The sequence below is a fragment of the Leclercia sp. LSNIH1 genome (assembly GCF_002902985.1).
In the GTDB taxonomy this organism is placed as follows: Bacteria; Pseudomonadota; Gammaproteobacteria; order Enterobacterales; family Enterobacteriaceae; genus Enterobacter.
The window spans coordinates 2,659,558-2,681,266 of sequence record NZ_CP026167.1 but is presented as its reverse complement, the minus strand read 5'-3'; the positions used below and the strand labels follow the sequence as shown (position 1 = coordinate 2,681,266).

Here is a 21,709-nt window from a genome sequence, read left to right as displayed (position 1 = left end):
ATTCCTGGAGGTTGCACTCGCTCACGTTTTTTGAGGTTGCACCTGCAAAAAGTGTTAAGCGCCGCATGAAACCAGGGTTGATCGCTAAAATCCACAACTTTTTTGCGGTTAACTATCACGTAACATTCCATTCATTTTCCAGCTTGCAAACCGGGTCACATTTAACGTGGTTGCACAAAGTTGCAACATAGTGGATATTTCACGTTAACTACACTAGCGCTACTGAATCACAGGAGTTTTTGGCATGGGCATGACCACCATGGGGGTTAAGCTGGATGATGCGACCCGCGAACGGATTAAATCGGCTGCGACCCGAATTGACCGCACGCCACACTGGTTAATCAAGCAGGCTATCTTTAACTATCTGGAAAAACTGGAGAGCGACGACGTCCTGCCAGAGCTGCCTGCCCTGCTGGCCGGTGCCGCCAACGAGAGCGACGATAGCGCCGAGGCGATCGAAGAGGTCCACCAGCCGTTCCTTGAATTTGCCGAGCAGATCCTGCCCCAGTCGGTGAGCCGCGCGGCCATTACCGCCGCTTACCGTCGCGCCGAGACCGACGCCGTGCCGATGCTGCTGGAACAGGCGCGTCTGCCGGAGCCAGTTGCCTCCCAGGCCCACAGCCTCGCGTATCAGCTTGCCGAAAAACTGCGTAACCAGAAAACGGCCTCCGGGCGCGCCGGCATGGTGCAGAGCCTGCTGCAGGAGTTCTCCCTCTCCTCCCAGGAGGGCGTGGCGTTAATGTGCCTGGCGGAAGCGCTGCTGCGTATCCCGGACAAAGCGACCCGTGACGCGCTGATCCGCGACAAGATCAGCAACGGTAACTGGCATTCACACATTGGCCGCAGCCCGTCGCTGTTCGTTAACGCCGCCACCTGGGGCCTGCTGTTTACTGGCCGTCTGGTCTCCACCCACAACGAAGCGAGCCTCTCCCGCTCTCTGAACCGCATTATCGGCAAGAGCGGTGAACCGCTGATCCGTAAAGGCGTGGACATGGCGATGCGCCTGATGGGCGAGCAGTTCGTCACCGGCGAAACCATCGCCGAAGCGCTGGCTAACGCCCGCAAGCTGGAAGATAAGGGCTTCCGCTACTCCTATGACATGCTGGGCGAAGCGGCGCTGACCGCCGCCGACGCGCAGGCCTATCTGGTTTCTTACCAGCAGGCGATCCACGCCATCGGTAAAGCCTCCAACGGTCGCGGCATTTATGAAGGCCCGGGGATCTCCATCAAGCTCTCCGCCCTGCACCCGCGCTACAGCCGCGCCCAGTACGACCGGGTGATGGAAGAGCTCTATCCACGCCTGAAATCCCTGACCCTGCTGGCGCGCCAGTATGACATCGGGATCAACATCGACGCCGAAGAGGCCGACCGCCTGGAGATCTCCCTCGATCTGCTGGAAAAACTCTGCTTCGAGCCGGAGCTGGCGGGCTGGAACGGGATTGGCTTTGTCATTCAGGCCTACCAGAAACGCTGCCCGTTCGTCATTGATTACCTGATTGATCTCGCCACCCGCAGCCGTCGCCGCCTGATGATCCGTCTGGTGAAGGGCGCCTACTGGGACAGCGAGATCAAACGCGCGCAGATGGAGGGTCTGGAGGGTTATCCGGTCTATACCCGCAAGGTCTACACCGACGTCTCCTACCTCGCCTGTGCCAAAAAGCTGCTCGGCGTGCCGAACCTGATCTATCCGCAGTTCGCCACCCACAACGCCCACACCCTGGCGGCCATCTACCAGCTGGCCGGTCAGAACTATTATCCGGGCCAGTACGAGTTCCAGTGCCTGCACGGCATGGGTGAGCCGCTGTACGAGCAGGTCACCGGTAAAGTGTCCGAGGGTAAACTGAATCGTCCGTGCCGTATCTACGCCCCGGTCGGTACTCACGAAACGCTGCTGGCGTACCTGGTGCGTCGTCTGCTGGAGAACGGGGCCAACACCTCCTTCGTTAACCGCATCGCCGATGCCACCCTGCCGCTGGATGAGCTGGTGGCCGACCCGGTACAGGCGGTGGAAAAGCTGGCCGCCCAGGAGGGTCAGGTTGGTCTGCCCCATCCGAAGATTGCCCTGCCGCGTGAGCTGTACGGCAATGGCCGCATCAACTCCGCGGGCCTCGATCTGGCGAACGAACACCGTCTGGCATCGCTCTCCTCGTCGCTGCTCAACAGCGCCCTGCAAAAATGGCAGGCGAAACCGATCCTGGAGCAGCCGGTCAGCAATGGCGAAATGCAGCCGGTGATCAACCCGGCCGAACCGAAAGACATTGTCGGCTTTGTCCGCGAAGCGACCGAAGAGGAAGTGGATCTGGCTCTCGACAGCGCGGTGAACAATGCGCCGATCTGGTTCGCCACCCCGCCGCAGGAGCGTGCAGCCATTCTGGAGCGCGCTGCGGTGCTGATGGAAGATCAGATGCAGCAGCTGATTGGCATTCTGGTGCGTGAGGCGGGTAAAACCTTCAGCAACGCCATCGCCGAAGTGCGCGAGGCCGTTGACTTCCTGCACTACTATGCCGGTCAGGTGCGTGACGATTTCGACAACGAAACCCATCGCCCACTGGGGCCGGTGGTCTGTATCAGCCCGTGGAACTTCCCGCTGGCGATCTTCACCGGCCAGATTGCCGCCGCCCTTGCCGCGGGTAACAGCGTGCTGGCCAAACCGGCGGAACAGACCCCGCTGATTGCCGCTCAGGGGATCAATATCCTGCTGGAAGCGGGTGTCCCTGCGGGCGTCGTGCAGCTGCTGCCGGGCCGCGGCGAGACCGTGGGTGCCAAACTCACCGCCGACAACCGCGTGCGCGGCGTAATGTTCACCGGCTCCACCGAAGTGGCCTCCCTGTTGCAGCGCAACATCGCAACCCGTCTGGATGCCCAGGGCCGTCCAACGCCGCTGATTGCGGAAACTGGCGGTATGAACGCGATGATCGTCGACTCCTCCGCCCTCACCGAGCAGGTGGTGGTGGATGTGGTGGCTTCGGCCTTCGACAGTGCCGGACAGCGCTGCTCTGCCCTGCGCGTACTCTGCGTGCAGGACGAAGTGGCCGATCACACCCTGAAAATGCTGCGTGGCGCGATGGCGGAGTGCCGGATGGGCAACCCGGGCCGTCTGACCACCGACATTGGCCCGGTGATCGACGCCGAAGCGAAAGCCAACATCGAAAACCACATCCAGGCGATGCGTGCGAAAGGCCGTCCGGTCTACCAGGCGGTGCGTGAGAACAGCGAAGATGCCCGCGAGTGGACCAGCGGCACCTTTGTGGCGCCAACCCTGATTGAACTGGCGAGCTTCGATGAACTGAAGAAAGAGGTGTTTGGCCCGGTGCTGCACGTGGTGCGTTACAACCGTAACAACCTCGACCAGCTGATCGCGCAGATCAACGCCTCCGGCTACGGTCTGACCCTGGGAGTGCATACCCGCATCGATGAAACCATCGCCCAGGTGACCGGCAGCGCCAACGTCGGCAACCTCTACGTGAACCGCAACATGGTCGGCGCCGTGGTCGGCGTGCAGCCGTTCGGCGGCGAAGGGCTGTCGGGCACCGGTCCGAAAGCCGGTGGTCCAATGTACCTCTATCGCCTGCTGGCTAACCGTCCGGCCAATGCGCTGGGCGTCACCCTGGCGCGTCAGGATGCGCAGTACGCGGTAGACACCCAGGTGAAAACGGTGCTGACCCAGCCGCTGGAAGCATTAAAAGCGTGGGCGGAAAAACGTCCTGAACTGCGCGAGCTGTGTCAGGAGTATGGCGAGCTGGCTCAGGCCGGTACCCAGCGCGTATTGCCAGGGCCAACGGGCGAGCGCAACACCTGGACGCTGATGCCGCGCGAGCGTGTGCTGTGCGTGGCGGATAACGAGCAGGATGCGCTGATCCAGCTGGCGGCGGCGATGGCGACCGGGTGTGAAGTGCTGTGGCCGGAAGATAGCCTGCACCGTGACCTGGCGAAGCAGCTGCCGAAGGCGGTGACGGAACGGATTCGTTTCGCCAAAGCTGATGTGCTGACCAGCCAGCCGTTCGACGCGGTGATCTATCACGGTGATTCCGACCAGCTGCGCGAGCTGTGCGAGCAGGTTGCGGCCCGCAGCGGGGCGATTGTCTCCGTGCAGGGCTTCGCCCGGGGTGAAACCAACCTGCAGCTGGAGCGTCTGTACGTGGAGCGTTCGCTCAGCGTGAACACCGCCGCAGCAGGGGGTAACGCCAGCCTGATGACCATCGGTTAAGCGTGCAATCTCTCCCCGGTGGCGCTACGCTTACCGGGGCTACAGAGGTGACATTCTGTTTTTGTAGGCCGGATAAGCACAGCGCATCCGGCTTTTTTATAGGGAGGGAAAGATGAAACGAGCTTTTATCGCCGGTGCCGCGTTACTGCTGAGCACCAGCGCGCTGGCGGATGAGTGCGCCAACGCCAGCACCCAGGCGGAGATGAACAGCTGCACCGCGCAGCAGTATCAGGCCGCGGATAAAACCCTGAACCAGACGTATCAGGCAGCCATCAAGCGCGCCGACGCCCCCCAGCGTGAGCTGCTGAAAAAGGCGCAACAGGCGTGGATCGCCCTGCGCGATGCTGACTGCGCCTTTATCGGCTCCGGCACTCAAGGCGGCTCCATTCAGCCGATGATTGTGAACCAGTGTCTGGCGGATAAAACCAACGAACGGGAAGCCTATCTGGCCACGCTGATGCAGTGTGAAGAGGGCGATTTAAGCTGCCCGCTGCCCCCGGGGAATTAACGCACCCGGATCCCTTCGATAATCATCCGCTCCACGTTCTCCACCGTGCTGTGGAAAAAGTCGTCATCCTTGAGCGTCTTGCCCGTCACCGCCTCCACCTGGGCGGAAAAGTCCGCGTAGTGCTGGGTGGCGGCCCAGATCATAAAGATCAGATGGTGTGGATCGACCGGGGCCAGTCTGCCGGTGGCGACCCACCCGGCAATGATCGCTGACTTCTCATCCACCAGCGATTTCATATCCCCGCTCAGCACCGTTTTCAGCAGCGGTGCCCCCTGCAGCATCTCCAGACAGAACAGTCGCGACGCCTGAGGATAGTCCCGGGAGACCTCCAGCTTGAGGCGGATATACTGCTGGATCGCCACCAGCGGGGTGAGCTCCTCGCGAAACGCCTTCAGCGGGGCCAGCCAGATATCGAGGATCTGTTGCAGAACGGAGACGTACAGCGCCTCTTTCGAGGGAAAGTAGTAGAGCAGATTGGTTTTTGACACCCCCGCCAGCTCCGCCACCTGCTCCAGCCGGGTGCCGTGGATGCCAAACTGCGAAAAGGTCTCCAGCGCCGCCGCAAGGATCGCCTGTTTCTTCGCGCTCACCGCCTGCGAACGTTTACCGCCTGTCTTCACTGCGCCTTGTGCCATTTGCTCACTCCGTGTTGATCAGCTCCCAGCATAACAAAACCCCTGCCTTACCACGACAATCTGCACCGCCACCGCGCACGACTGCCTGCTTTGTGTGCAACTATTTTGACCAGACAGTCCACTTTTATCACCAGCAATTCATCAACCATTTCTTAACACACTAATAACATTACAGATTTCAAAACTGGCACTCCCTTTGCAAAACCGAGACTACGCGGCTGAACAGGAGATGCAGGATGCAGCGCCACGTCTGACTTTCACCCCCAAGCTGAGATGAAGAGAGGTTCGTGATGAAAATTGGCGTATTCGTTCCCATTGGCAATAACGGCTGGTTGATCTCTACCCACGCGCCGCAGTACATGCCGACTTTTGAGCTGAACAAAGCCATCGTGCAGAAGGCAGAGCACTATCACTTCGATTTTGCCCTGTCGATGATTAAGCTGCGCGGCTTCGGCGGGAAAACCGAATTCTGGGATCACAACCTGGAGTCCTTCACCCTGATGGCGGGGCTGGCGGCGGTCACCTCCCGCATCCAGATCTACGCTACCGCCGCCACCCTGACCCTGCCTCCGGCCATCGTGGCGCGGATGGCCTCCACCATCGACACCATCTCCGGCGGACGCTTTGGCGTTAACCTCGTCACCGGCTGGCAGAAGCCGGAGTATGAGCAGATGGGGCTCTGGCCGGGAGATGACTATTTTTCGAAGCGCTATGACTACCTCACCGAGTATGTGCAGGTCCTGCGGGATCTGTGGGGCACCGGCAAGAGCGACTTCAAAGGTGAGTTCTTCACCATGAACGACTGCCGCGTCAGCCCCCAGCCGTCGGTGCCGATGAAGGTGATCTGCGCCGGGCAGAGCGATGCCGGGATGGACTTCTCGGCGAAATATGCCGACTTCAACTTCTGCTTCGGCAAAGGGGTTAACACCCCAACGGCCTTTGCCCCTACCGCTGCGCGCATGAAACAGGCCGCTGAAAAAACCGGGCGCGATGTCGGCTCCTATGTGCTGTTTATGGTCATTGCCGACGAGACCGACGAGGCGGCGCGGGCGAAGTGGGAGCACTACAAAGCCGGGGCCGACGACGAGGCCCTGAGCTGGCTCAGCGAGCAGAGCCAGAAGGACACCCGCTCCGGGGCCGACACCAACGTGCGGCAGATGGCCGACCCGACCTCGGCGGTGAATATCAACATGGGCACCCTGGTCGGCTCTTATGCCAGCGTGGCGCGGATGCTTGATGAGGTAGCCAGCGTGCCGGGTGCCGAAGGGGTGCTGCTGACCTTTGATGACTTTATTGCCGGGATTGAAACGTTTGGCGAGCGCATCCAGCCGCTGATGCAGTGCCGCGCCCATATTCCGGTTATGACAAAGGAGGTCGCGTGATGACCACTCTGCCCGCACGCCCGGAAGCCATCACCTTTGACGCCCAGCAGAGCGCGCTGATCGTGGTGGATATGCAGAACGCCTACGCCAGCCCTGGCGGCTATCTCGACCTCGCCGGGTTTGACGTCTCCGCCACCCGGCCGGTGATCGAGAATATCCGCACCGCGGTGGCCGCCGCCCGCAAGGCCGGGATGCTGATTATCTGGTTCCAGAACGGCTGGGATGAAGCGTATGTGGAGGCGGGGGGCCCTGGCTCGCCCAACTTCCACAAATCGAACGCGCTGAAAACCATGCGCCAGCGCCCGGAGCTGCACGGCAAGCTGCTGGCGAAAGGCGGCTGGGATTACCAGCTGGTGAATGACCTGGTGCCGGAGCCGGGGGACATCGTGCTGCCGAAACCGCGCTACAGCGGCTTTTTCAACACCCCGCTCGACAGCATTTTGCGCAGCCGCGGCATCCGCCACCTGATCTTTACCGGCATCGCCACCAACGTCTGCGTGGAGTCCACCCTGCGCGACGGCTTCTTCCTGGAGTACTTCGGCGTGGTGCTGGAAGACGCCACCCACCAGGCGGGGCCGGCATTTGCCCAGCAGGCTGCGCTGTTCAACATCGAAACCTTTTTTGGCTGGGTTACTGACGTCGCCACCTTCTGCGACGCCCTTTCCCCTGCCGCTTATGCCCGTATCGCCTGAGGAGCTACCCTATGCCGAAATCTGTGATTATCCCCCAGGGGACCAGCACGCCGATTGCCCCCTTCGTCCCCGGCACCCTGGCGGACGGGGTGATTTACGTCTCGGGCACCCTGCCGTTCGACGCGGATAACAACGTGGTGTTTCCCGATGACCCAAAGGCGCAAACCCGCCACGTGCTGCAGATCATCCAGCGCGTTATCGAAACGGCGGGCGGGACCATGGCGGACGTGACCTTCAACAGCATCTTTATTACCGACTGGAAAAACTACGCCGCGATTAACGAGATCTACGCTGAATTTTTCCCCGGCGATAAACCGGCGCGCTTCTGCATTCAGTGCGGGCTGGTGAAACCCGAGGCGCTGGTGGAGATCGCCACTATCGCCCACATTGGCCGGTGAGGTTGCCATGAATCTTTCCATTTCACCGCCGCCCTTTGCGGACGCGCCGGTTGTGGTGCTGATCGCCGGACTGGGGGGCAGCGGCAGCTACTGGCTGCCCCAGCTCGCCGACCTTGAGCAAGGGTATCAGGTGGTCTGCTACGACCAGCGCGGCACCGGCAATAACCCCGGCGAGCTGCCGGAAGATTACACCCTGGCAGCGATGGCCGACGAGCTGTGGCAGGCGCTCTCTCTCGCAGGGATCGCGCGGTTCAGCGTGGTGGGCCATGCCCTGGGGGCGCTAATCGGCCTGCAGCTGGCAGTGGATCACCCGCAGGCGATCGGTGCCCTGATATGCGTTAACGGCTGGCTGACGCTGAATCCGCATACCCGCCGCTGCTTCCAGATCCGCGAGCGGCTGCTGCATGCCGGAGGGGCGCAGGCGTGGGTGGAAGCCCAGCCGCTCTTTCTCTATCCCGCCGACTGGATGGCGGCCCGCCAGCCGCGCATGGAGGCCGAAGAGGCGCTGGCCCTGGCCCACTTCCAGGGCAAAAGCACCCTGCTGCGCAGGCTCAATGCCCTGAAGCGGGCCGATTTCAGCCGCCAGACGGCGCGCATTCACTGCCCGGTGCAGATACTTTGCGCCGCCGACGATCTGCTGGTGCCCTCGGTCTGTTCGGCAGAGCTGCATGCCGCCCTGCCCGGCAGCCTGCTTACCGTGATGCCCCGGGGCGGGCACGCCTGCAACGTGACCGAGCCGGAGGCGTTTAACGCCCTGCTGCAAAACGGGCTCGCCAGCCTGCTGCACCGCCACGAACGTTTACTGAAGGAGTTGCCATGAGTGAAGCCATCACCCCGACGGCGCAGCATGCGCTGTTTACCGAGGCGCGGACCCATAACGGCTGGCTGGATCGTCCGGTCAGCGACGAGACGCTGCGCGAAATCTATGACCTGATGAAGTGGGGGCCCACCTCCGCCAACTGCTCTCCGGCGCGGATGGTCTTTATCCGTACCCCGGAAGGCAAAGAGAAGCTGCGCCCGGCCCTCTCCAGCGGCAACCTGCAAAAGACCCTCACCGCCCCGGTGACGGTTATCGTTGCCTGGGACAGCCAGTTTTACGAGCGTCTGCCGGAGCTGTTCCCCCACGGCGATGCCCGGAGCTGGTTTACCGCCAGCCCACAGCTCGCCGAGGAGACCGCCTTTCGCAACAGCACGATGCAGGCGGCCTATCTGATTGTCGCCTGTCGGGCGCTGGGGCTGGACACCGGGCCGATGTCCGGCTTTGACCGCGAAAAAGTGGACGCGGCCTTCTTCACCGGCAGCAACCTGAAAAGCAATCTGCTGATCAACATTGGCTACGGCGATACCCGCAAACTCTACGGACGACTGCCCCGCCTGAGTTTTGAAGACGCCTGCGGGCTGGCATAAGGAGCCACCATGAATATCGATAAACAAACGTTTCGTGATGCCATGGCCTGTCTGGGCGCAGCGGTCAATATCATCACCACCGACGGCCCGGCCGGACAGGCGGGCTTTACTGCCAGCGCGGTGTGCAGCGTGACCGACTCGCCGCCAACGCTGCTGGTGTGCCTGAATCGTAGCGCCTCGGTGTGGCCAGTGTTTAACAACAACCGCACCCTGTGCGTCAACACCCTGAGCGCCGGGCAGGAGTCCCTCTCGAATCTGTTTGGCGGCAAAACCCCGATGGCCGACCGCTTTGCCGCAGCAGGCTGGCAGACGGGTGCCACAGGCTGTCCACGTCTCGACGAGGCGCTGGCCTCGTTCGACTGCCGCATTAGCCAAGTGGTGAGCGTCGGCACCCACGACATTCTGTTTTGCGAGATCGTTGCAATAACCCGCCACCCGGTGCCCCAGGGCCTGGTGTGGTTTGACCGCGGCTACCACGCGCTGATGCGACCCGCCTGTTAATCCTCCTTAAGGAGCAGCTGATGGCACTATTCGGTTTTCCTCACTGGCAGTTGAAATCGACCTCCTCTGATAGCGGCGTGGTCGCGCCGGATGAACGTCTCCCGCTGGCGCAAACCGCGGTGATGGGGGTGCAGCATGCGGTGGCGATGTTTGGCGCCACGGTGCTGATGCCCATTCTGATGGGGCTGGATCCTAACCTGTCCATTCTGATGTCGGGCATTGGCACCCTGCTCTTCTTTTTCATCACCGGCGGACGGGTGCCAAGCTATCTCGGCTCCAGCGCCGCCTTCGTCGGGGTGGTGATTGCCGCCACCGGCTTTTCCGGCCAGGGGGTAAACCCTCAGCTGAGCGTGGCGCTGGGCGGGATCATCGCCTGCGGGGCACTCTACACCGCGGTGGGTCTGGTGGTGATGAAGCTGGGCACCCGCTGGATCGAACGGCTGATGCCACCGGTGGTCACCGGAGCAGTGGTGATGGCGATTGGCCTCAACCTGGCACCCATCGCCGTCAAAGGGGTTTCCGGCTCCGCCTTTGACAGCTGGATGGCGGTAATGACGGTGCTCTGCATCGGCCTGGTGGCGGTATTTACCCGGGGGATGATCCAGCGGCTGCTGATCCTGGTGGGGCTGATCTTCGCCTGCCTGCTCTACGCCCTGCTGACCAGCGTGTTTGGTCTTGGCAAGCCGGTGGATTTTACCCAGGTCGCCCAGGCGGCGTGGTTTGGTCTTCCGCAGCTCACCTCGCCCACCTTTGACGGCCAGGCGATAATGCTGATTGCCCCGGTGGCGGTGATCCTGGTGGCGGAAAACCTCGGCCATTTGAAAGCGGTGGCCGGCATGACCGGACGCAATATGGACCCCTATATGGGGAGGGCATTTGTGGGAGACGGGCTGGCGACCATGCTGTCAGGTTCGGTGGGCGGCAGCGGCGTGACCACCTATGCCGAGAACATCGGCGTGATGGCGGTCACCAAGGTCTACTCAACGCTGGTGTTCGTGGCGGCAGCGGTGATTGCCGTGCTGCTCGGCTTTTCACCTAAATTCGGTGCCTTGATCCACACCATCCCGGGGCCGGTGATTGGCGGTGCGTCGATTGTGGTGTTTGGCCTGATTGCGGTGGCCGGGGCGCGGATCTGGGTGCAGAACCATGTTGATCTCAGCCAGAATGGCAACCTGATTATGGTCGCCGTAACGCTGGTGCTGGGCGCAGGGGATTTTGCCCTTTCGCTCGGCGGCTTCACCCTGGGCGGGATCGGCACGGCCACCTTTGGCGCGATTGCCCTTAACGCCCTGCTCAGCCGCCGGATGGCGGGGGTGACGCAGGGCACAGTGGCGACTCAGGATTGATCCAGCGTGGCGCTGTCGTCCGGCAGCGCCTTCTTTTTTCTTTTCAGCTTCAGCTCACTCACCAGCACGCCCGCGATGATAAAGGCGCCCCCCAGCAGGGCGAGCAGCGGCAGGCGCTCCCCGGCCAGACGGCCAAAGATCCCCGCCCACACCGGCTCCCCGGTATAAATTACCGTCGCCCGGGTGGGCGAGACGCTGCGCTGGGCCCAGTTCATGGTCACCTGAATAATGGCGCTGAAAATCCCCAGCCCAAGGGCCACCATCCACAGCCCTGCCGACATCGGCGGAACCGGTTCCCCGGCCGGGATCATGGTCAGAAACGCCACCAGCGAGGCGGTCGCCAGCTGCACAACGGTGACGCGCTTGACGTCCACCTTTCCGGCCCAGGCGCTGATGAGGATGATCTCGGCGGCAATCGCCACCGCGCCCACCAGGGTGATCATCTCTCCAGGCCCGAGCGCCAGCAGGTTATCTTCCGGCCCTGCCAGCAGGATCAGCCCGATAAAAGCCAGCACTATGCCGATGCAGGACATCATTCCCGGCATGCGGCGCAGGCAGAGCCACTGCAACAGCGGCACCAGCGGGACATACATGGCGGTAATAAACGCCGATTTACTGCTGGGAATAGTTTGTAATCCCCAGGTTTGCAGGCTGTAGCCCATCGCGATCGCCACCCCGATCGCCAGCCCCGCTTTCAGTTCGGTCAGGGTCAGGCCGCGCAGGGTTTTAAGCGAAATGAGCGCCACCGCCAACGCAGCCGTGGCAAAACGCAGGCCGACAAAGAAGAAAGGGCCGCTCTGCGTGACGGCGTACTGTACGGCAAGAAAGGTCCCACCCCAGAACATGGTGATAAGGATCAGGATCGCTTCCTGCGGTTTGATCGAAAAGGCATAACGGGAGAGAGACATGGGGCACCAGCACAAAAAGTGAATCCGCTAGTGTGAAAGGAATTTGATAACACTTCAATAACAGGCATAAAAAAACCGCCGGGGATCCCGGCGGCGGGGGTGCCAGAGGTCAAAAGCCCCCTACTTCAGACGGCTGCAACTTAACTGCTCTTGTTGCCGCCATGGCTATTTTTGCCCCCTTTTTTGCCAGCTTCGGATGCGCGCTGAGGGTCATTTTTGAAATTACCCCCGCTCTGCTGGCCACCTTTACGTCCTGCTTCTGATGCTCTTTCACGGTCTTCTGCAAAATTACCTGACCCACCACGATGGTTTGCCATGTCGGACCTCCAGAGTTAAAAACATAAGATTTAATTCTGTATTCAGCGAAAGCGAATTCTTCCACCTGACGACGCTAAAAAAGAGTCTTTAACTGCGCCGCGTGAACTTAAGCTTAGTGGAGCAGGCGCATTCAGCCAGCGAATCGTAATATCCTGCAATACGATATCAGCCTTTTGTATGAAGCCTGCCGAAAAGAAACCATAAGCCTTTCTTATCATTCCGAAAATTTGCTCTGCTGAAAATGTTTCATTTTGCTACGAAGAAAGCCCGCCATCCTTTGTTGTTTAAAATCAAATAAATGGTGTCCAGATTTGCAGTCTCGCTGTCACGTCATATCTTTAAATAACGGCAGCATGCCGCTGACCGAAAAAATCATGCGAGGAGTGAAGCGAAATGACGAAAATTCTGGTGCTCTACTATTCCATGTACGGACACATCGAAACCATGGCTCATGCAGTTGCGGAAGGCGCCAGGAAAATCGAGGGGGTTGAGGTGGTGATCAAACGCGTACCGGAAACCATGCAGGCAGAAGCTTTTGCCAAAGCGGGCGGTAAAGCGCAGGAGGCGCCGGTAGCTTCGCCGCAGGAGCTGGGCGATTACGATGCAATCATCTTTGGTACCCCGACGCGCTTCGGCAATATGGCCGGCCAGATGCGTACCTTCCTCGACCAGACCGGGGGACTGTGGGCCAAAAATGCGTTACTCGGCAAAGTCGCCAGCGTGTTCAGCTCCACCGGCACCGGTGGCGGACAAGAGCAGACCATCACCTCAACCTGGACCACCCTTGCGCACCATGGGATGGTGATTGTGCCCATCGGCTACGGCACCCCGGAACTGTTTGATCTCTCGCAGCTCCGTGGCGGTACGCCCTATGGCGCAACAACAATTGCCGGGGGCGACGGTTCACGTCAGCCTTCGGAAGCAGAACTGAACATTGCCCGCTATCAGGGTGAATATGTCGCCGGCCTGGCTGCTAAACTGAAAGGTTAACTCTCAACAGGAGGATTACTATGCCAACTCAAGAAGCTAAAGCACATCGCGTCGGGGAATTTGCGCGTTTACGTAATACGTCACCGGAGATCGCTGAGGCGATTTTTGAAGTCGCAAAATATGACGAAAAACTGGCAGAGAAAATCTGGGAAGAAGGTAATGATGAAGTTCTGATGTTAGCCTTCCAAAAAACCGACAAAGACTCGCTGTTCTGGGGCGAGCAGACCATTGAGCGTAAAAACGTCTGATAATCGTGCGGACAAAAAACGCCTGATGGCGCTACGCTTATCAGGCCTACGGGATTCGGAACCAGAGTTGGATTTTGTAGGTCGGGTAAGCGAAGCGCCACCGGACATTTCAGCCCCTCTCCCCTTCAGGGAGAGGGGCTGAACTTACTGCGCCGCGGTATTCAATACCTTATTAAAGCTCTCCACCGGGCAGAATCCATTCGCATCCACCGGACAGCCGTTCAGCTCCAGGGTAACGCGCTGGGCCGGGGCTTCTAACGTCAGCACCTGGGCATTACGCAGCTGCTCGGTACTCTGATAGACATACTCAATTTTCATCAGATCGCGATTGCCGGTTTTGTCGTGCCAGCGCTGGAAGACGATCTTGCCGCCAATGGGTGTGCGCTCATACTGGCCGTGCAGCTGATAGGGTTTAAAATCCAGCGCCTTCAGCAGGGAGGCAATGTTAGAGTCATGCCCCACCAGCACGGTGATTTTCGGCGCTTTCGTCCGGTCGGTGACCAGCGCGTTATCGATATATTTCACCAGCGGTTTCGCCACGTTACGCGCCACCTCTGCCGAGGTAAAAAGCGAATCCTGATAGCCATTTTTTAGCTGAGAGAGCACCCGCCACTGCTGGTCGGTTTTGATCTCGCCCCACGCCACCTGATCCAGCGGGAAGCCTTCGTAATACTGCAACGTGAAGGCGTCCACCAGCGAGTTACCCACCTTCAGCGGACCGGATACCCCAGGCTCTTTCTGGTACTCGGCGCTGTAGGTGTCTTTCGCGTCCGTCAGGGAGCAGACCTGTTTCTCTTTGCAGGACGGAGACTGTTTGTAGTCGGTCATCTGCTCCAGCAGTTTGTAGCTCTCGTCAAGCTGCATCCCCTGACGTTCTTTGTTCATCGCCTGTAGCGCTTTTTCGCGGAATTCCGGGGAGTTGTCGGTGATCACCGGGTTAAACGTGGGGTCCATGGTGCCCATCTGTTCCTGATGGTGCACCGGCACATCGCACCCCGGGAACGCGCCGGTAATGAAGAACTGCGCGGTCGCCACCGTGCGTTGCAGACTGTTGGCATAGGCATAGACGCTGTTCGCTGCCGGACACTCCCCGGCGGTCACCAGCCCCTGCTCTGCCAGCCATTCACGCATGTAGTGCCCCATGTAGACTTCCAGCACCCCACCTTTGGTGGTGAGCTGCCCGCCAGGCACATCCCACTCTGGCCATTTTTCCGGGGTCGACTGTTCCAGCACGCTGCCGTTATTGGCCAGCGGCGCACGCAGGTTATGACGGCTCATGATTAGAACCTGTTCCAGCTGATACCCTTCCGGCGCGGTTTGCGCCTGAACGCCGCCAGAGAGCCCGATGGTGCCCGCCACGGCGACAGCGATTAGTGCTTTTCTCATCCCTAATTCCTCACCTGTTTATTGTCGTTAACAGTGTGACAGATCTGTGACGAATTACCTGGAGCCTGCCCGCAAAGTGACAGCTTGCTTTGTGCGCCGGGGTAATTGGTTTTATAATTAAACTTACCGCTGATAAGGAGAGACCGTGAAACGTACCCGCCTCGAAGAGAGCCCCTGCCCTGTCGCCCGCTCGCTGGATATTATCGGCGACTGGTGGTCCCTGCTGATTGTGCGTGATGCCCTGAGCGGCATAACGCGTTTTGGTGAGTTTCAGAAAAGCCTCGGCATCGCCAAAAACATGCTGGCGACCCGACTAAAGCTACTGGTGGACGAAGGCATACTGACGCTGCAACCCGCCTCCGACGGCAGCGCCTGGCAGGAGTATGTGCTGACCGCAAAAGGCCGCGAGCTGCAAACCGTGCTGCTGGCGCTCTCCCAGTGGGGAAATGAACACCTGTTTGCCGAGGGGGATACCGGTACGGTGCTGGTGGACGCGCGGGATCGCCAGCCGCTACGCAAGCTCACGATGGTGGCGAGCGATGGGCGGGAGCTGGAGCCAGGTGAGGTGGTGGCGAAGTATCCGCAGACGAAATAACGTGAGAGAAACAACACAAATGCCCGACAGGAGAGTCGCCGGGCATTGCGGAATCAATCGGGACGTTAAAGACCCAGTTCCGATAACCCCGGATGATCGTCAGGACGACGCCCCAGCGGCCAGTGGAATTTACGTTCGCTTTCCTTGATAGGCATATCGTTGATACAGGCGAAACGGCGCTGCATCAGGCCATCTTCGCCAAATTCCCAGTTCTCATTTCCATAAGAGCGGAACCAGTTACCGGAATCATCGCGCCATTCATAAGCGTAACGGACGGCAATGCGGTTGCCGCCAAATGCCCATAATTCTTTAATCAGGCGATACTCAAGTTCTTTTTTCCATTTGCGCTCAAGGAAGCCTTTGGCTTCTTCGCGATTATTCGCAAATTCTGCGCGATTACGCCATTTGGTATCCAGAGAATAGGCCAGCGCGACTTTTTCAGCGTCGCGGCTATTCCAGCCATCTTCAGCAAGCCTGACTTTTTCAATGGCTGATTCAAGCGTAAACGGAGGCAGTGGAGGGCGAATTTGTGCATCAGACATGGTTAAGACTCCTGTAAATTGGCAGAGAGGGTTAAAACGCCTTTTCGATATAGACATATAGACTAATTCCCCTGTTATTTAACGTCCTTTTCATTCATGGCAGTTTTGCAAAATGCCGTCGCGCCAATATCCATTTACCAGAGGGTTCTTGTTGTCCATGCATTCATGGTAGAACGATCGTTCTACCTCGTCAAGCGCGAGTCTGTAAAATGATTAAAAAAATAAAAAATGTCATTATCGATATAATTATTTTACCGTCCCCTTACAAGCAAGCCGACAAAATACTTTTATATACAATAGGATATGATTATAGCATCTTAATTTTATGGCCTTTGAGGTACGAAAATCGCACCCGGTCAGAATAGAAAAAAGGCGGCAGGGAATAGCGTCGGGAATTAATATCCGACAAGGGAGGAGATATTTTATGAAATTTTATATCCTGTTCATAAAAACAGAATATAAGTGTGAAAGGTATGAGGATGAATTATTTCTGTTTCAGTGTCTGTTTCCCTGTGAGTTCAGGTCTCTTTTACGAGACCTGTTTCAGTAATAACTGAGCAATATCTTTTGCATCATCGGCGGCGCTGTATTCGCCCATGACGCGTGATACGGTTATAGCGCCTTCAATCAATAACAGCAATTGCCTTGCCAGGGCTGAAGCGTGCTCAATATTCAGTTGCCCGGTTAGCTCAAGAGCGTAATCCAGTATTTTCTGTTTATGCAGCCTGGCAATCTGCCGGATGGGATCGGCACTGTCCCCCACTTCCCCGGCGGTATTGATGAATGCACACCCGCGGTATCCTTCCGACTCAAACCAGCCTTTAAGCACGGTGAACATATTCAGGATACGTTCCTGCGGCGTGTCCCCTTTGTCGCACTCGCTCCTGAACCACTCCATCCAGCGGACATCCCGCGCGTTCAGCGCGGCAGCCGCCACTTCGTCTTTGTTCGCGAAATAGCGATAGATGCTTTTCCGGGCCACACCTGAGGTCTTCACCAGAAGGTCCATACCGGTGGCATGGATGCCGTTCTGGTAAATGAGTTCTTCAGCGGACGCGAGGATTTTTTCTCGTGTGTCAGTCGTATTTTTGTTCATAGAGTAATGGTAGAACGATCGTTCTCCTCAGTCAATTCTCTTTTCGTCCAGAATCGCTACGAATTTTTCCTGTTCCGGAATGCCGCTACCTTCATGCGATTGCCGCACGTCGCCATACTGCACCAGCGGCGGCGATGGGATTTACTCAAATCATGAAACAGCAAAATACAGTTATGCGCTTCACATTGCCGCACGTATTCAAACTTATCGTCAGCGATGAGTTTCACCAACGCATCCGCAACAGGCCAGAGCAGGCCTGCGGGGCTGAGCACCTCCGGCCGAACAGTAATCCGGTATCGCTGCGTCTCTTTGTCCCACTGCAGAGTCGTCTCAGGACGCCCCGCCTGGAGTACGTGGTTAATCACCGTCAGGTCAGCCGCAACGGACTTCATCGCGGCATGCACGACTGCCCTGGCGGCATCGCGCAGCTGCCGGGCTTCCGCCACGAGCCCATCAGGTGCCTTAGTACCTTTCGGCACAAGCCCCGCTATCACCAGCCAGTCGATGACGCGGGTATCGTCTTCAAAACAGTCGTGCCGTTCATCCCCTGTCCCGTATTCACTGTTAATAAAATCCAGCGCAAGGTTGTCAGCCAGGAAGAGGGGCTGAGAAGAAGGTGGTTTAAATTCCATACCGCTCCGTAACTCATAAAATCATTTTGACAGGTTACCAAATTTACATGTAACCTTCAAATAACCACTTTAAAGGTTACATGAGGCTTATCATGATCTCTTCCACTACGGATTTATCTGCTCCCGCTACGCCGGTGCATTACCGCTATAAACAGGCAGGTGATGTTAACGTTTTCTACCGTGAGGCCGGCGATCCGGCATCGCCTGTATTGTTGTTACTTCACGGCTTCGCGGGCTCATCATTTATGTTTCGGGATCTTTTTGCCCAGCTGGCGGATCGTTATCACTTAATCGCGCCAGATTTGCCGGCCTTCGGTTTTACCGAGGCGCCAGCGCGCGGTGAATACGCTTATACCTTTGACCAGCTCGCGGAAACCATTGACCGGTTTACCGAAGCACTTAATCTCAACCGCTATGCGCTGATGGTTCATGACTACGGTGCCCCTGTCGGATGGCGGCTGGCATTAGCCCATCCGGAGCGTGTGACAGCGCTTATTTCCCAGAATGGCAATGCCTACGAAGAGGGCCTGGGCGAGGCCTGGGAACCCATTCAGAGATACTGGCGCGAGCCCACGCCTGAAAACCGGCATGCGCTGCGTGAGTTTCCGACCCCGGCTTCAATCAAATGGCAATATCTGGAAGGTGTTGCCGATCAAAGCCTGGTTTCACCCGATGGTTATTCCCTTGAAGGAATGCAGGTATTACGGCCTGGTAATGCCGAGATTCAGCTTGACCTGTTACTGGATTACGCCTCAAACGTGAAGATGTATCCTCTGTTTCAGCACTATTTTCGTCAGCATCAGCCCCCCTTATTGGCCGTGTGGGGTAAACACGATCCCTTTTTCATGGCGGCGGGCGCTGAAGCCTGGAAACGCGATCTGCCAGACGCGGAAATCCGCTTCTACGACACGGGCCACTTTGCCCTTGAAACGCACGCCAGAGAGATAGGGTCTGATATTCGGGTCTTCCTTGACCGCCACATCCGCCAGACCTCTTCACCGATGGGTGATGTAAGCGTTGGCTAAAACACTTTCTCTGGAGAACACAACGATGGCTGTTACTGCTGGTGTGCAACATATCGGCTTAGCCGTATCTAAGCTTGAAGAAAGCGCTGCGTTTTTTACCAATATATTGGGCTGGGAGGAAGTGAAACGACGTGAAGATTATCCCGCTATCTTCGTAAGAGATGATGCGCTGACCATCACGCTATGGAAAACACAAACCGATGAGCCCATTACATTTAATCGTAAAACCAATGTCGGACTTCATCACTTAGCTTTACGGGTCGAAAATAAAGTGGATCTGTTCAGGCTTGTTGACCTGTTAAAGGCGAATCAGATTGAAATCGAATTTGAACCCACTTTAATCCGGGAGGGGCCATCAATGCATATGATGTGTTACGAACCGAGCGGCATCAGAATCGAATTCTATTATCCTGGATAGATGGGCATTGTTTGAATGCTTTTGAGGCCGCTCCATCCTGGGCAAATCCCATATGTAACCGGCATTTTGCCCTTCCAGCGTCCAGCGCCTTAGCATCTATTCTTTTATGTCCATCCGAAATAGCGAGCCTTGAAAGGAAAAAAACAGGTGCCCGGTTCGCCGGACACCTTGTATCAAGAGTTAAGCCTGATCAACGGTGGAGGGCTTAACGTATGTCCTCACTCGCCACATACGCAACCCGGTAATTCTCCCTCCCCTCCTGCGGCGTCTCGCCAAAATTTACCTGCAACAGTTGCCAGCGGCTGACATCCCACCCGCAAAGCGGGGCATGCAGTTGCAGTGCCGACAGGTCGCTGTGCGCGGGGATCGTCTCGCGGGCAATCGATAGCCAGGCGGCACTTTTCACCTCAGCCACAGCCGGCAGGCGCAGCGCCAGCCAGGTGTCGATCTGCGGCCAGCCAAAATCCTCCGTCAACCTGCGAAAACCGGGGCTCTGTAAAAACTGCGTCATCCCGGCGGCACTCTTCCAGACGTAGAGCGGCGCATAGCGGTTTTCCACGCTAAAAGCGGCATCGCGTCTGGCAACAAGGAATGCCTTAAACAGCAGGCCGGGAAAGCCGTTCAGCTTCGCGCCATGCTCCGCAATACGCCGATCAATAATGGTCATATCGTAGTCGGCTGGCAGCGTGAAGCGATATTGCATAACGATCATAACCCCTCCTCAGACAGCATCCTTCCCCGACTAAAGCTCCACTCTTAGGCGGTATTGAACTGGATCATCACCATGACGTCATCCGGGTGAATAGCCAGCGTCCTGTGCAGCTCTTCACACAGCCTGCGGCAGAGATTTTGCTTTTGCGCAGCGGTGCGGGGCTTGCCCGCCAGAATGTGAAACTGAATAAATTTGTCGCTGCGCCCGCCGCTTTTATAGTGGCGATCGAACAGGTGCCGCGTGGCCGGGATCTCCTCAAAAATCTGGAAGCGGTCCCCCGGCGGAACCGCGAATTCTGCCTCCAGGCTCTGCTGGAGGAGGTCGGAGATCTGCGCTATCTGCGCGTCGCTGTACCCCGGCCGCAGGGAGACACGTGTAAAGGGCATCGGGTTACTCCTCTTCCAGGCAGCCGAGGGCGGAGACCGCCGCAGGCCAGCCGGCGTAGAACGCCAGGTGGGTGAACACTTCGGTAATTTCCTCCCGGGTCAGGCCGTTTTGCTGGGCAAAGTCGATATGCCAGGGCAGTTGCTGTACACGCCCCAGCGCCGTCAGCGCGCCCAGGGTGATGAGGCTGCGATCCCGCGGGGAGAGCGCGTCGCGTTTCCAGATGTCATTGAACAGCACCTCCTTGCTCAGCTCGGCCAGTTTCGGCGCGACGCGGCTCAGGGTTTCAGAAGTAAGGGATGTGGCCATGATGTTCTCTCCGCATTGACAGTAAGGCGATTCTGGCCCCATAGTTTCATCCTGAAAATCAAATTATATTTGCACCACCATCCCGTATTTCAGGACATTTATGAACAAGCTCCCTCCGACGCTCGACCTCGATGCGCTGCGCAGTTTTGTCACCGGCATTGAGTGCGGCAGCTTTGCCCTGGCCGCCACCCATCTCTGCCGCTCCACCTCGGCGGTGAGCGCCCAGCTCAAAAAGCTGGAGCAGCAGTGCGGTGCAGAGCTGGTGATGAAAAAGGGCCGTGGCCTGACGCTGACCCGCAACGGAGAGATCGTCATGAGCTACGCCCGCCGCATGCTGGCGCTGAATGACGAGGTGCAGTTTGCGCTGAAAGGCGAGCTGCTGCAGGCGGAGATCCGCATCGGCATGCAGGAGGATTTTGGTGAGTCGCTGATGCCGGGCATTCTGGGCGAATTCAGACGCCACCATCCGGGAGTGCGGATCGTTGCCAGAGTGGATCGCAACCGGGCGCTGCTCAACGCCTTTGACGATCACGCCCTGGATATGGTGCTGCTGTGGCAGAACGAGAGCGAGCCACGCAAGGGACGGTCGATCGGCCAGAGCCAGATGGTGTGGATCCAGCCTCCGGAGATGGAGATCCGTTCCCTGCTTGCCCGGGGCGAGCCCCTGCCGCTGGTGATGTTCGACACCCCCTGCCTGATGCGCACCCACGCCATCGACTGCCTGAACCGGGCGGGCATCCCCTGGCGGGTGGTCTTTGTCAGCCACAGCCTGAGCGGGATCTGGGCGGCGGTGCAGGCCGGGCTCGGCGTGACGCTGCGGACCCGGATCGGGATGCCTGCCAGCCTGCGGGCGGCGGGAAGCGTGCTGCCCACGCCGGGCAGGCTGGGGATCACCCTCGAACAGCACGGCAGCGAGGCAGAACCACGGGCGCAGGCCCTGCTGGCGCAACTGATGGAGCAGGCTCTGCTCGGAGTGAAATAAATGGCGGATCCTCGCCACAGGTTGTCAGTTTTGCGCCAGTACCCTGCTCCGTTCTTCGCCAGGATAAAAACAGAACATCACCTGGAGA

25 protein-coding genes are annotated in these 21,709 nt (G+C 58.5%); 15 read left to right on the top strand and 10 right to left on the bottom strand.

Annotation, left to right across the window (positions count from 1 at the left end):
- The first annotated feature begins 244 nt into the window (after positions 1 to 244).
- Entirely contained in the window at positions 245 to 4,207 is a 3,963-nt protein-coding gene (gene putA, locus C2U54_RS13155) for a trifunctional transcriptional regulator/proline dehydrogenase/L-glutamate gamma-semialdehyde dehydrogenase (RefSeq protein WP_103179027.1), read from the top strand.
- A gap of 112 nt (positions 4,208 to 4,319) precedes the next feature.
- The gene (locus C2U54_RS13150; protein ID WP_103179026.1) at positions 4,320 to 4,715 is read left to right on the top strand and encodes a lysozyme inhibitor LprI family protein; all 396 of its coding nucleotides are present in this window, start codon (positions 4,320 to 4,322) and stop codon (positions 4,713 to 4,715) included.
- Here C2U54_RS13150 and rutR read toward each other — a convergent pair.
- Positions 4,712 to 5,350, bottom strand: a complete 639-nt coding sequence (gene rutR / locus C2U54_RS13145; protein WP_103179025.1) for an HTH-type transcriptional regulator RutR — start codon at positions 5,348 to 5,350, stop codon at positions 4,712 to 4,714. The genes C2U54_RS13150 and rutR overlap by 4 nt on opposite strands.
- Before the next feature lie 290 nt (positions 5,351 to 5,640).
- On the opposite strand from rutR, the gene rutA reads away from it, so the two are divergent.
- Genes rutA through rutG form a run of 7 tightly spaced genes read left to right on the top strand, consistent with a single transcriptional unit; the run spans position 5,641 to position 11,076 of the window.
- Positions 5,641 to 6,732, top strand: coding sequence for a pyrimidine utilization protein A (gene rutA, locus C2U54_RS13140; RefSeq protein ID WP_103179024.1), 1,092 nt, complete (start codon positions 5,641 to 5,643; stop codon positions 6,730 to 6,732).
- Positions 6,732 to 7,424, top strand: coding sequence for a pyrimidine utilization protein B (rutB, locus tag C2U54_RS13135; RefSeq protein ID WP_103179023.1), 693 nt, complete (start codon positions 6,732 to 6,734; stop codon positions 7,422 to 7,424). The genes rutA and rutB overlap by 1 nt, the downstream gene beginning before the upstream one ends.
- Positions 7,425 to 7,435: 11 nt before the next feature.
- The gene (rutC, locus tag C2U54_RS13130; protein WP_103179022.1) at positions 7,436 to 7,822 is read left to right on the top strand and encodes a pyrimidine utilization protein C; all 387 of its coding nucleotides are present in this window, start codon (positions 7,436 to 7,438) and stop codon (positions 7,820 to 7,822) included.
- A gap of 7 nt (positions 7,823 to 7,829) precedes the next feature.
- Entirely contained in the window at positions 7,830 to 8,642 is an 813-nt protein-coding gene (rutD, locus tag C2U54_RS13125) for a pyrimidine utilization protein D (RefSeq protein ID WP_103179021.1), read from the top strand.
- Positions 8,639 to 9,229: a malonic semialdehyde reductase gene (locus tag C2U54_RS13120; protein WP_103179020.1), complete on the top strand. Its 591-nt coding sequence runs from the start codon at positions 8,639 to 8,641 to the stop codon at positions 9,227 to 9,229. The genes rutD and C2U54_RS13120 overlap by 4 nt, the downstream gene beginning before the upstream one ends.
- Positions 9,230 to 9,238: 9 nt before the next feature.
- Positions 9,239 to 9,730: an NADH-dependent FMN reductase RutF gene (rutF, locus tag C2U54_RS13115; protein WP_103179019.1), complete on the top strand. Its 492-nt coding sequence runs from the start codon at positions 9,239 to 9,241 to the stop codon at positions 9,728 to 9,730.
- A gap of 20 nt (positions 9,731 to 9,750) precedes the next feature.
- Positions 9,751 to 11,076: a pyrimidine utilization transport protein G gene (gene rutG / locus C2U54_RS13110; RefSeq protein WP_103179018.1), complete on the top strand. Its 1,326-nt coding sequence runs from the start codon at positions 9,751 to 9,753 to the stop codon at positions 11,074 to 11,076.
- Here rutG and C2U54_RS13105 read toward each other — a convergent pair.
- Both C2U54_RS13105 and C2U54_RS13100 read right to left on the bottom strand, forming a co-directional pair.
- On the bottom strand, positions 11,067 to 11,984 hold the full coding sequence (locus C2U54_RS13105; RefSeq protein ID WP_103179017.1) for a DMT family transporter: 918 nt from the start codon (positions 11,982 to 11,984) through the stop codon (positions 11,067 to 11,069). The two genes, rutG and C2U54_RS13105, sit on opposite strands and share 10 nt — an antisense overlap.
- A gap of 140 nt (positions 11,985 to 12,124) precedes the next feature.
- Positions 12,125 to 12,301 (bottom strand): general stress protein, encoded by a 177-nt coding sequence (locus C2U54_RS13100; RefSeq protein WP_032617468.1) that lies wholly within the window; start codon positions 12,299 to 12,301, stop codon positions 12,125 to 12,127.
- A gap of 394 nt (positions 12,302 to 12,695) precedes the next feature.
- On the opposite strand from C2U54_RS13100, the gene wrbA reads away from it, so the two are divergent.
- Both wrbA and C2U54_RS13090 read left to right on the top strand, forming a co-directional pair.
- On the top strand, positions 12,696 to 13,292 hold the full coding sequence (wrbA, locus tag C2U54_RS13095; RefSeq protein ID WP_103179016.1) for an NAD(P)H:quinone oxidoreductase: 597 nt from the start codon (positions 12,696 to 12,698) through the stop codon (positions 13,290 to 13,292).
- A gap of 20 nt (positions 13,293 to 13,312) precedes the next feature.
- Positions 13,313 to 13,540, top strand: coding sequence for a YccJ family protein (locus tag C2U54_RS13090; protein ID WP_103179015.1), 228 nt, complete (start codon positions 13,313 to 13,315; stop codon positions 13,538 to 13,540).
- Between the two features lie 144 nt (positions 13,541 to 13,684).
- Here the strand turns inward: C2U54_RS13090 and agp are convergent, their stop codons facing one another.
- Complete coding sequence (agp, locus tag C2U54_RS13085) at positions 13,685 to 14,926, bottom strand: bifunctional glucose-1-phosphatase/inositol phosphatase (protein WP_103179014.1); 1,242 nt, start codon at positions 14,924 to 14,926, stop codon at positions 13,685 to 13,687.
- A 145-nt stretch (positions 14,927 to 15,071) separates the two neighbouring features.
- Here agp and C2U54_RS13080 point away from each other — a divergent pair, with 145 nt between their 5' ends.
- The gene (locus tag C2U54_RS13080; protein ID WP_103179013.1) at positions 15,072 to 15,521 is read left to right on the top strand and encodes a winged helix-turn-helix transcriptional regulator; all 450 of its coding nucleotides are present in this window, start codon (positions 15,072 to 15,074) and stop codon (positions 15,519 to 15,521) included.
- 65 nt (positions 15,522 to 15,586) lie between these two features.
- Here C2U54_RS13080 and C2U54_RS13075 read toward each other — a convergent pair whose 3' ends face one another.
- The 3 genes from C2U54_RS13075 to C2U54_RS13065 form a co-directional block, all read right to left on the bottom strand.
- Positions 15,587 to 16,063 (bottom strand): nuclear transport factor 2 family protein, encoded by a 477-nt coding sequence (locus C2U54_RS13075; protein ID WP_103179012.1) that lies wholly within the window; start codon positions 16,061 to 16,063, stop codon positions 15,587 to 15,589.
- A gap of 529 nt (positions 16,064 to 16,592) precedes the next feature.
- Complete coding sequence (locus C2U54_RS13070; protein ID WP_103179011.1) at positions 16,593 to 17,159, bottom strand: TetR/AcrR family transcriptional regulator; 567 nt, start codon at positions 17,157 to 17,159, stop codon at positions 16,593 to 16,595.
- Between the two features lie 56 nt (positions 17,160 to 17,215).
- Entirely contained in the window at positions 17,216 to 17,791 is a 576-nt protein-coding gene (locus tag C2U54_RS13065) for a CGNR zinc finger domain-containing protein (protein WP_103179010.1), read from the bottom strand.
- A gap of 92 nt (positions 17,792 to 17,883) precedes the next feature.
- Between C2U54_RS13065 and C2U54_RS13060 the strand changes: the two genes are divergently transcribed.
- On the top strand, positions 17,884 to 18,816 hold the full coding sequence (locus tag C2U54_RS13060) for an alpha/beta fold hydrolase (protein WP_103179009.1): 933 nt from the start codon (positions 17,884 to 17,886) through the stop codon (positions 18,814 to 18,816).
- Positions 18,817 to 18,841: 25 nt separating this feature from the next.
- On the top strand, positions 18,842 to 19,234 hold the full coding sequence (locus tag C2U54_RS13055; protein WP_103179008.1) for a VOC family protein: 393 nt from the start codon (positions 18,842 to 18,844) through the stop codon (positions 19,232 to 19,234).
- Positions 19,235 to 19,439: 205 nt separating this feature from the next.
- Here C2U54_RS13055 and C2U54_RS13050 read toward each other — a convergent pair whose 3' ends face one another.
- Genes C2U54_RS13050 through C2U54_RS13040 form a run of 3 tightly spaced genes read right to left on the bottom strand, consistent with a single transcriptional unit; the run spans position 19,440 to position 20,639 of the window.
- Positions 19,440 to 19,946 carry a DUF4865 family protein gene (locus C2U54_RS13050; protein ID WP_103179007.1) on the bottom strand — a complete coding sequence of 169 codons (507 nt, stop codon included), beginning with the start codon at positions 19,944 to 19,946 and terminating at the stop codon, positions 19,440 to 19,442.
- A 44-nt stretch (positions 19,947 to 19,990) separates the two neighbouring features.
- Complete coding sequence (locus C2U54_RS13045) at positions 19,991 to 20,332, bottom strand: tautomerase family protein (RefSeq protein WP_103179006.1); 342 nt, start codon at positions 20,330 to 20,332, stop codon at positions 19,991 to 19,993.
- A gap of 4 nt (positions 20,333 to 20,336) precedes the next feature.
- Positions 20,337 to 20,639: a carboxymuconolactone decarboxylase family protein gene (locus C2U54_RS13040; RefSeq protein ID WP_103179005.1), complete on the bottom strand. Its 303-nt coding sequence runs from the start codon at positions 20,637 to 20,639 to the stop codon at positions 20,337 to 20,339.
- Between the two features lie 100 nt (positions 20,640 to 20,739).
- Here C2U54_RS13040 and C2U54_RS13035 point away from each other — a divergent pair, with 100 nt between their 5' ends.
- The gene (locus tag C2U54_RS13035; RefSeq protein WP_103179004.1) at positions 20,740 to 21,621 is read left to right on the top strand and encodes a LysR substrate-binding domain-containing protein; all 882 of its coding nucleotides are present in this window, start codon (positions 20,740 to 20,742) and stop codon (positions 21,619 to 21,621) included.
- The last annotated feature ends 88 nt before the right edge of the window (positions 21,622 to 21,709 follow it).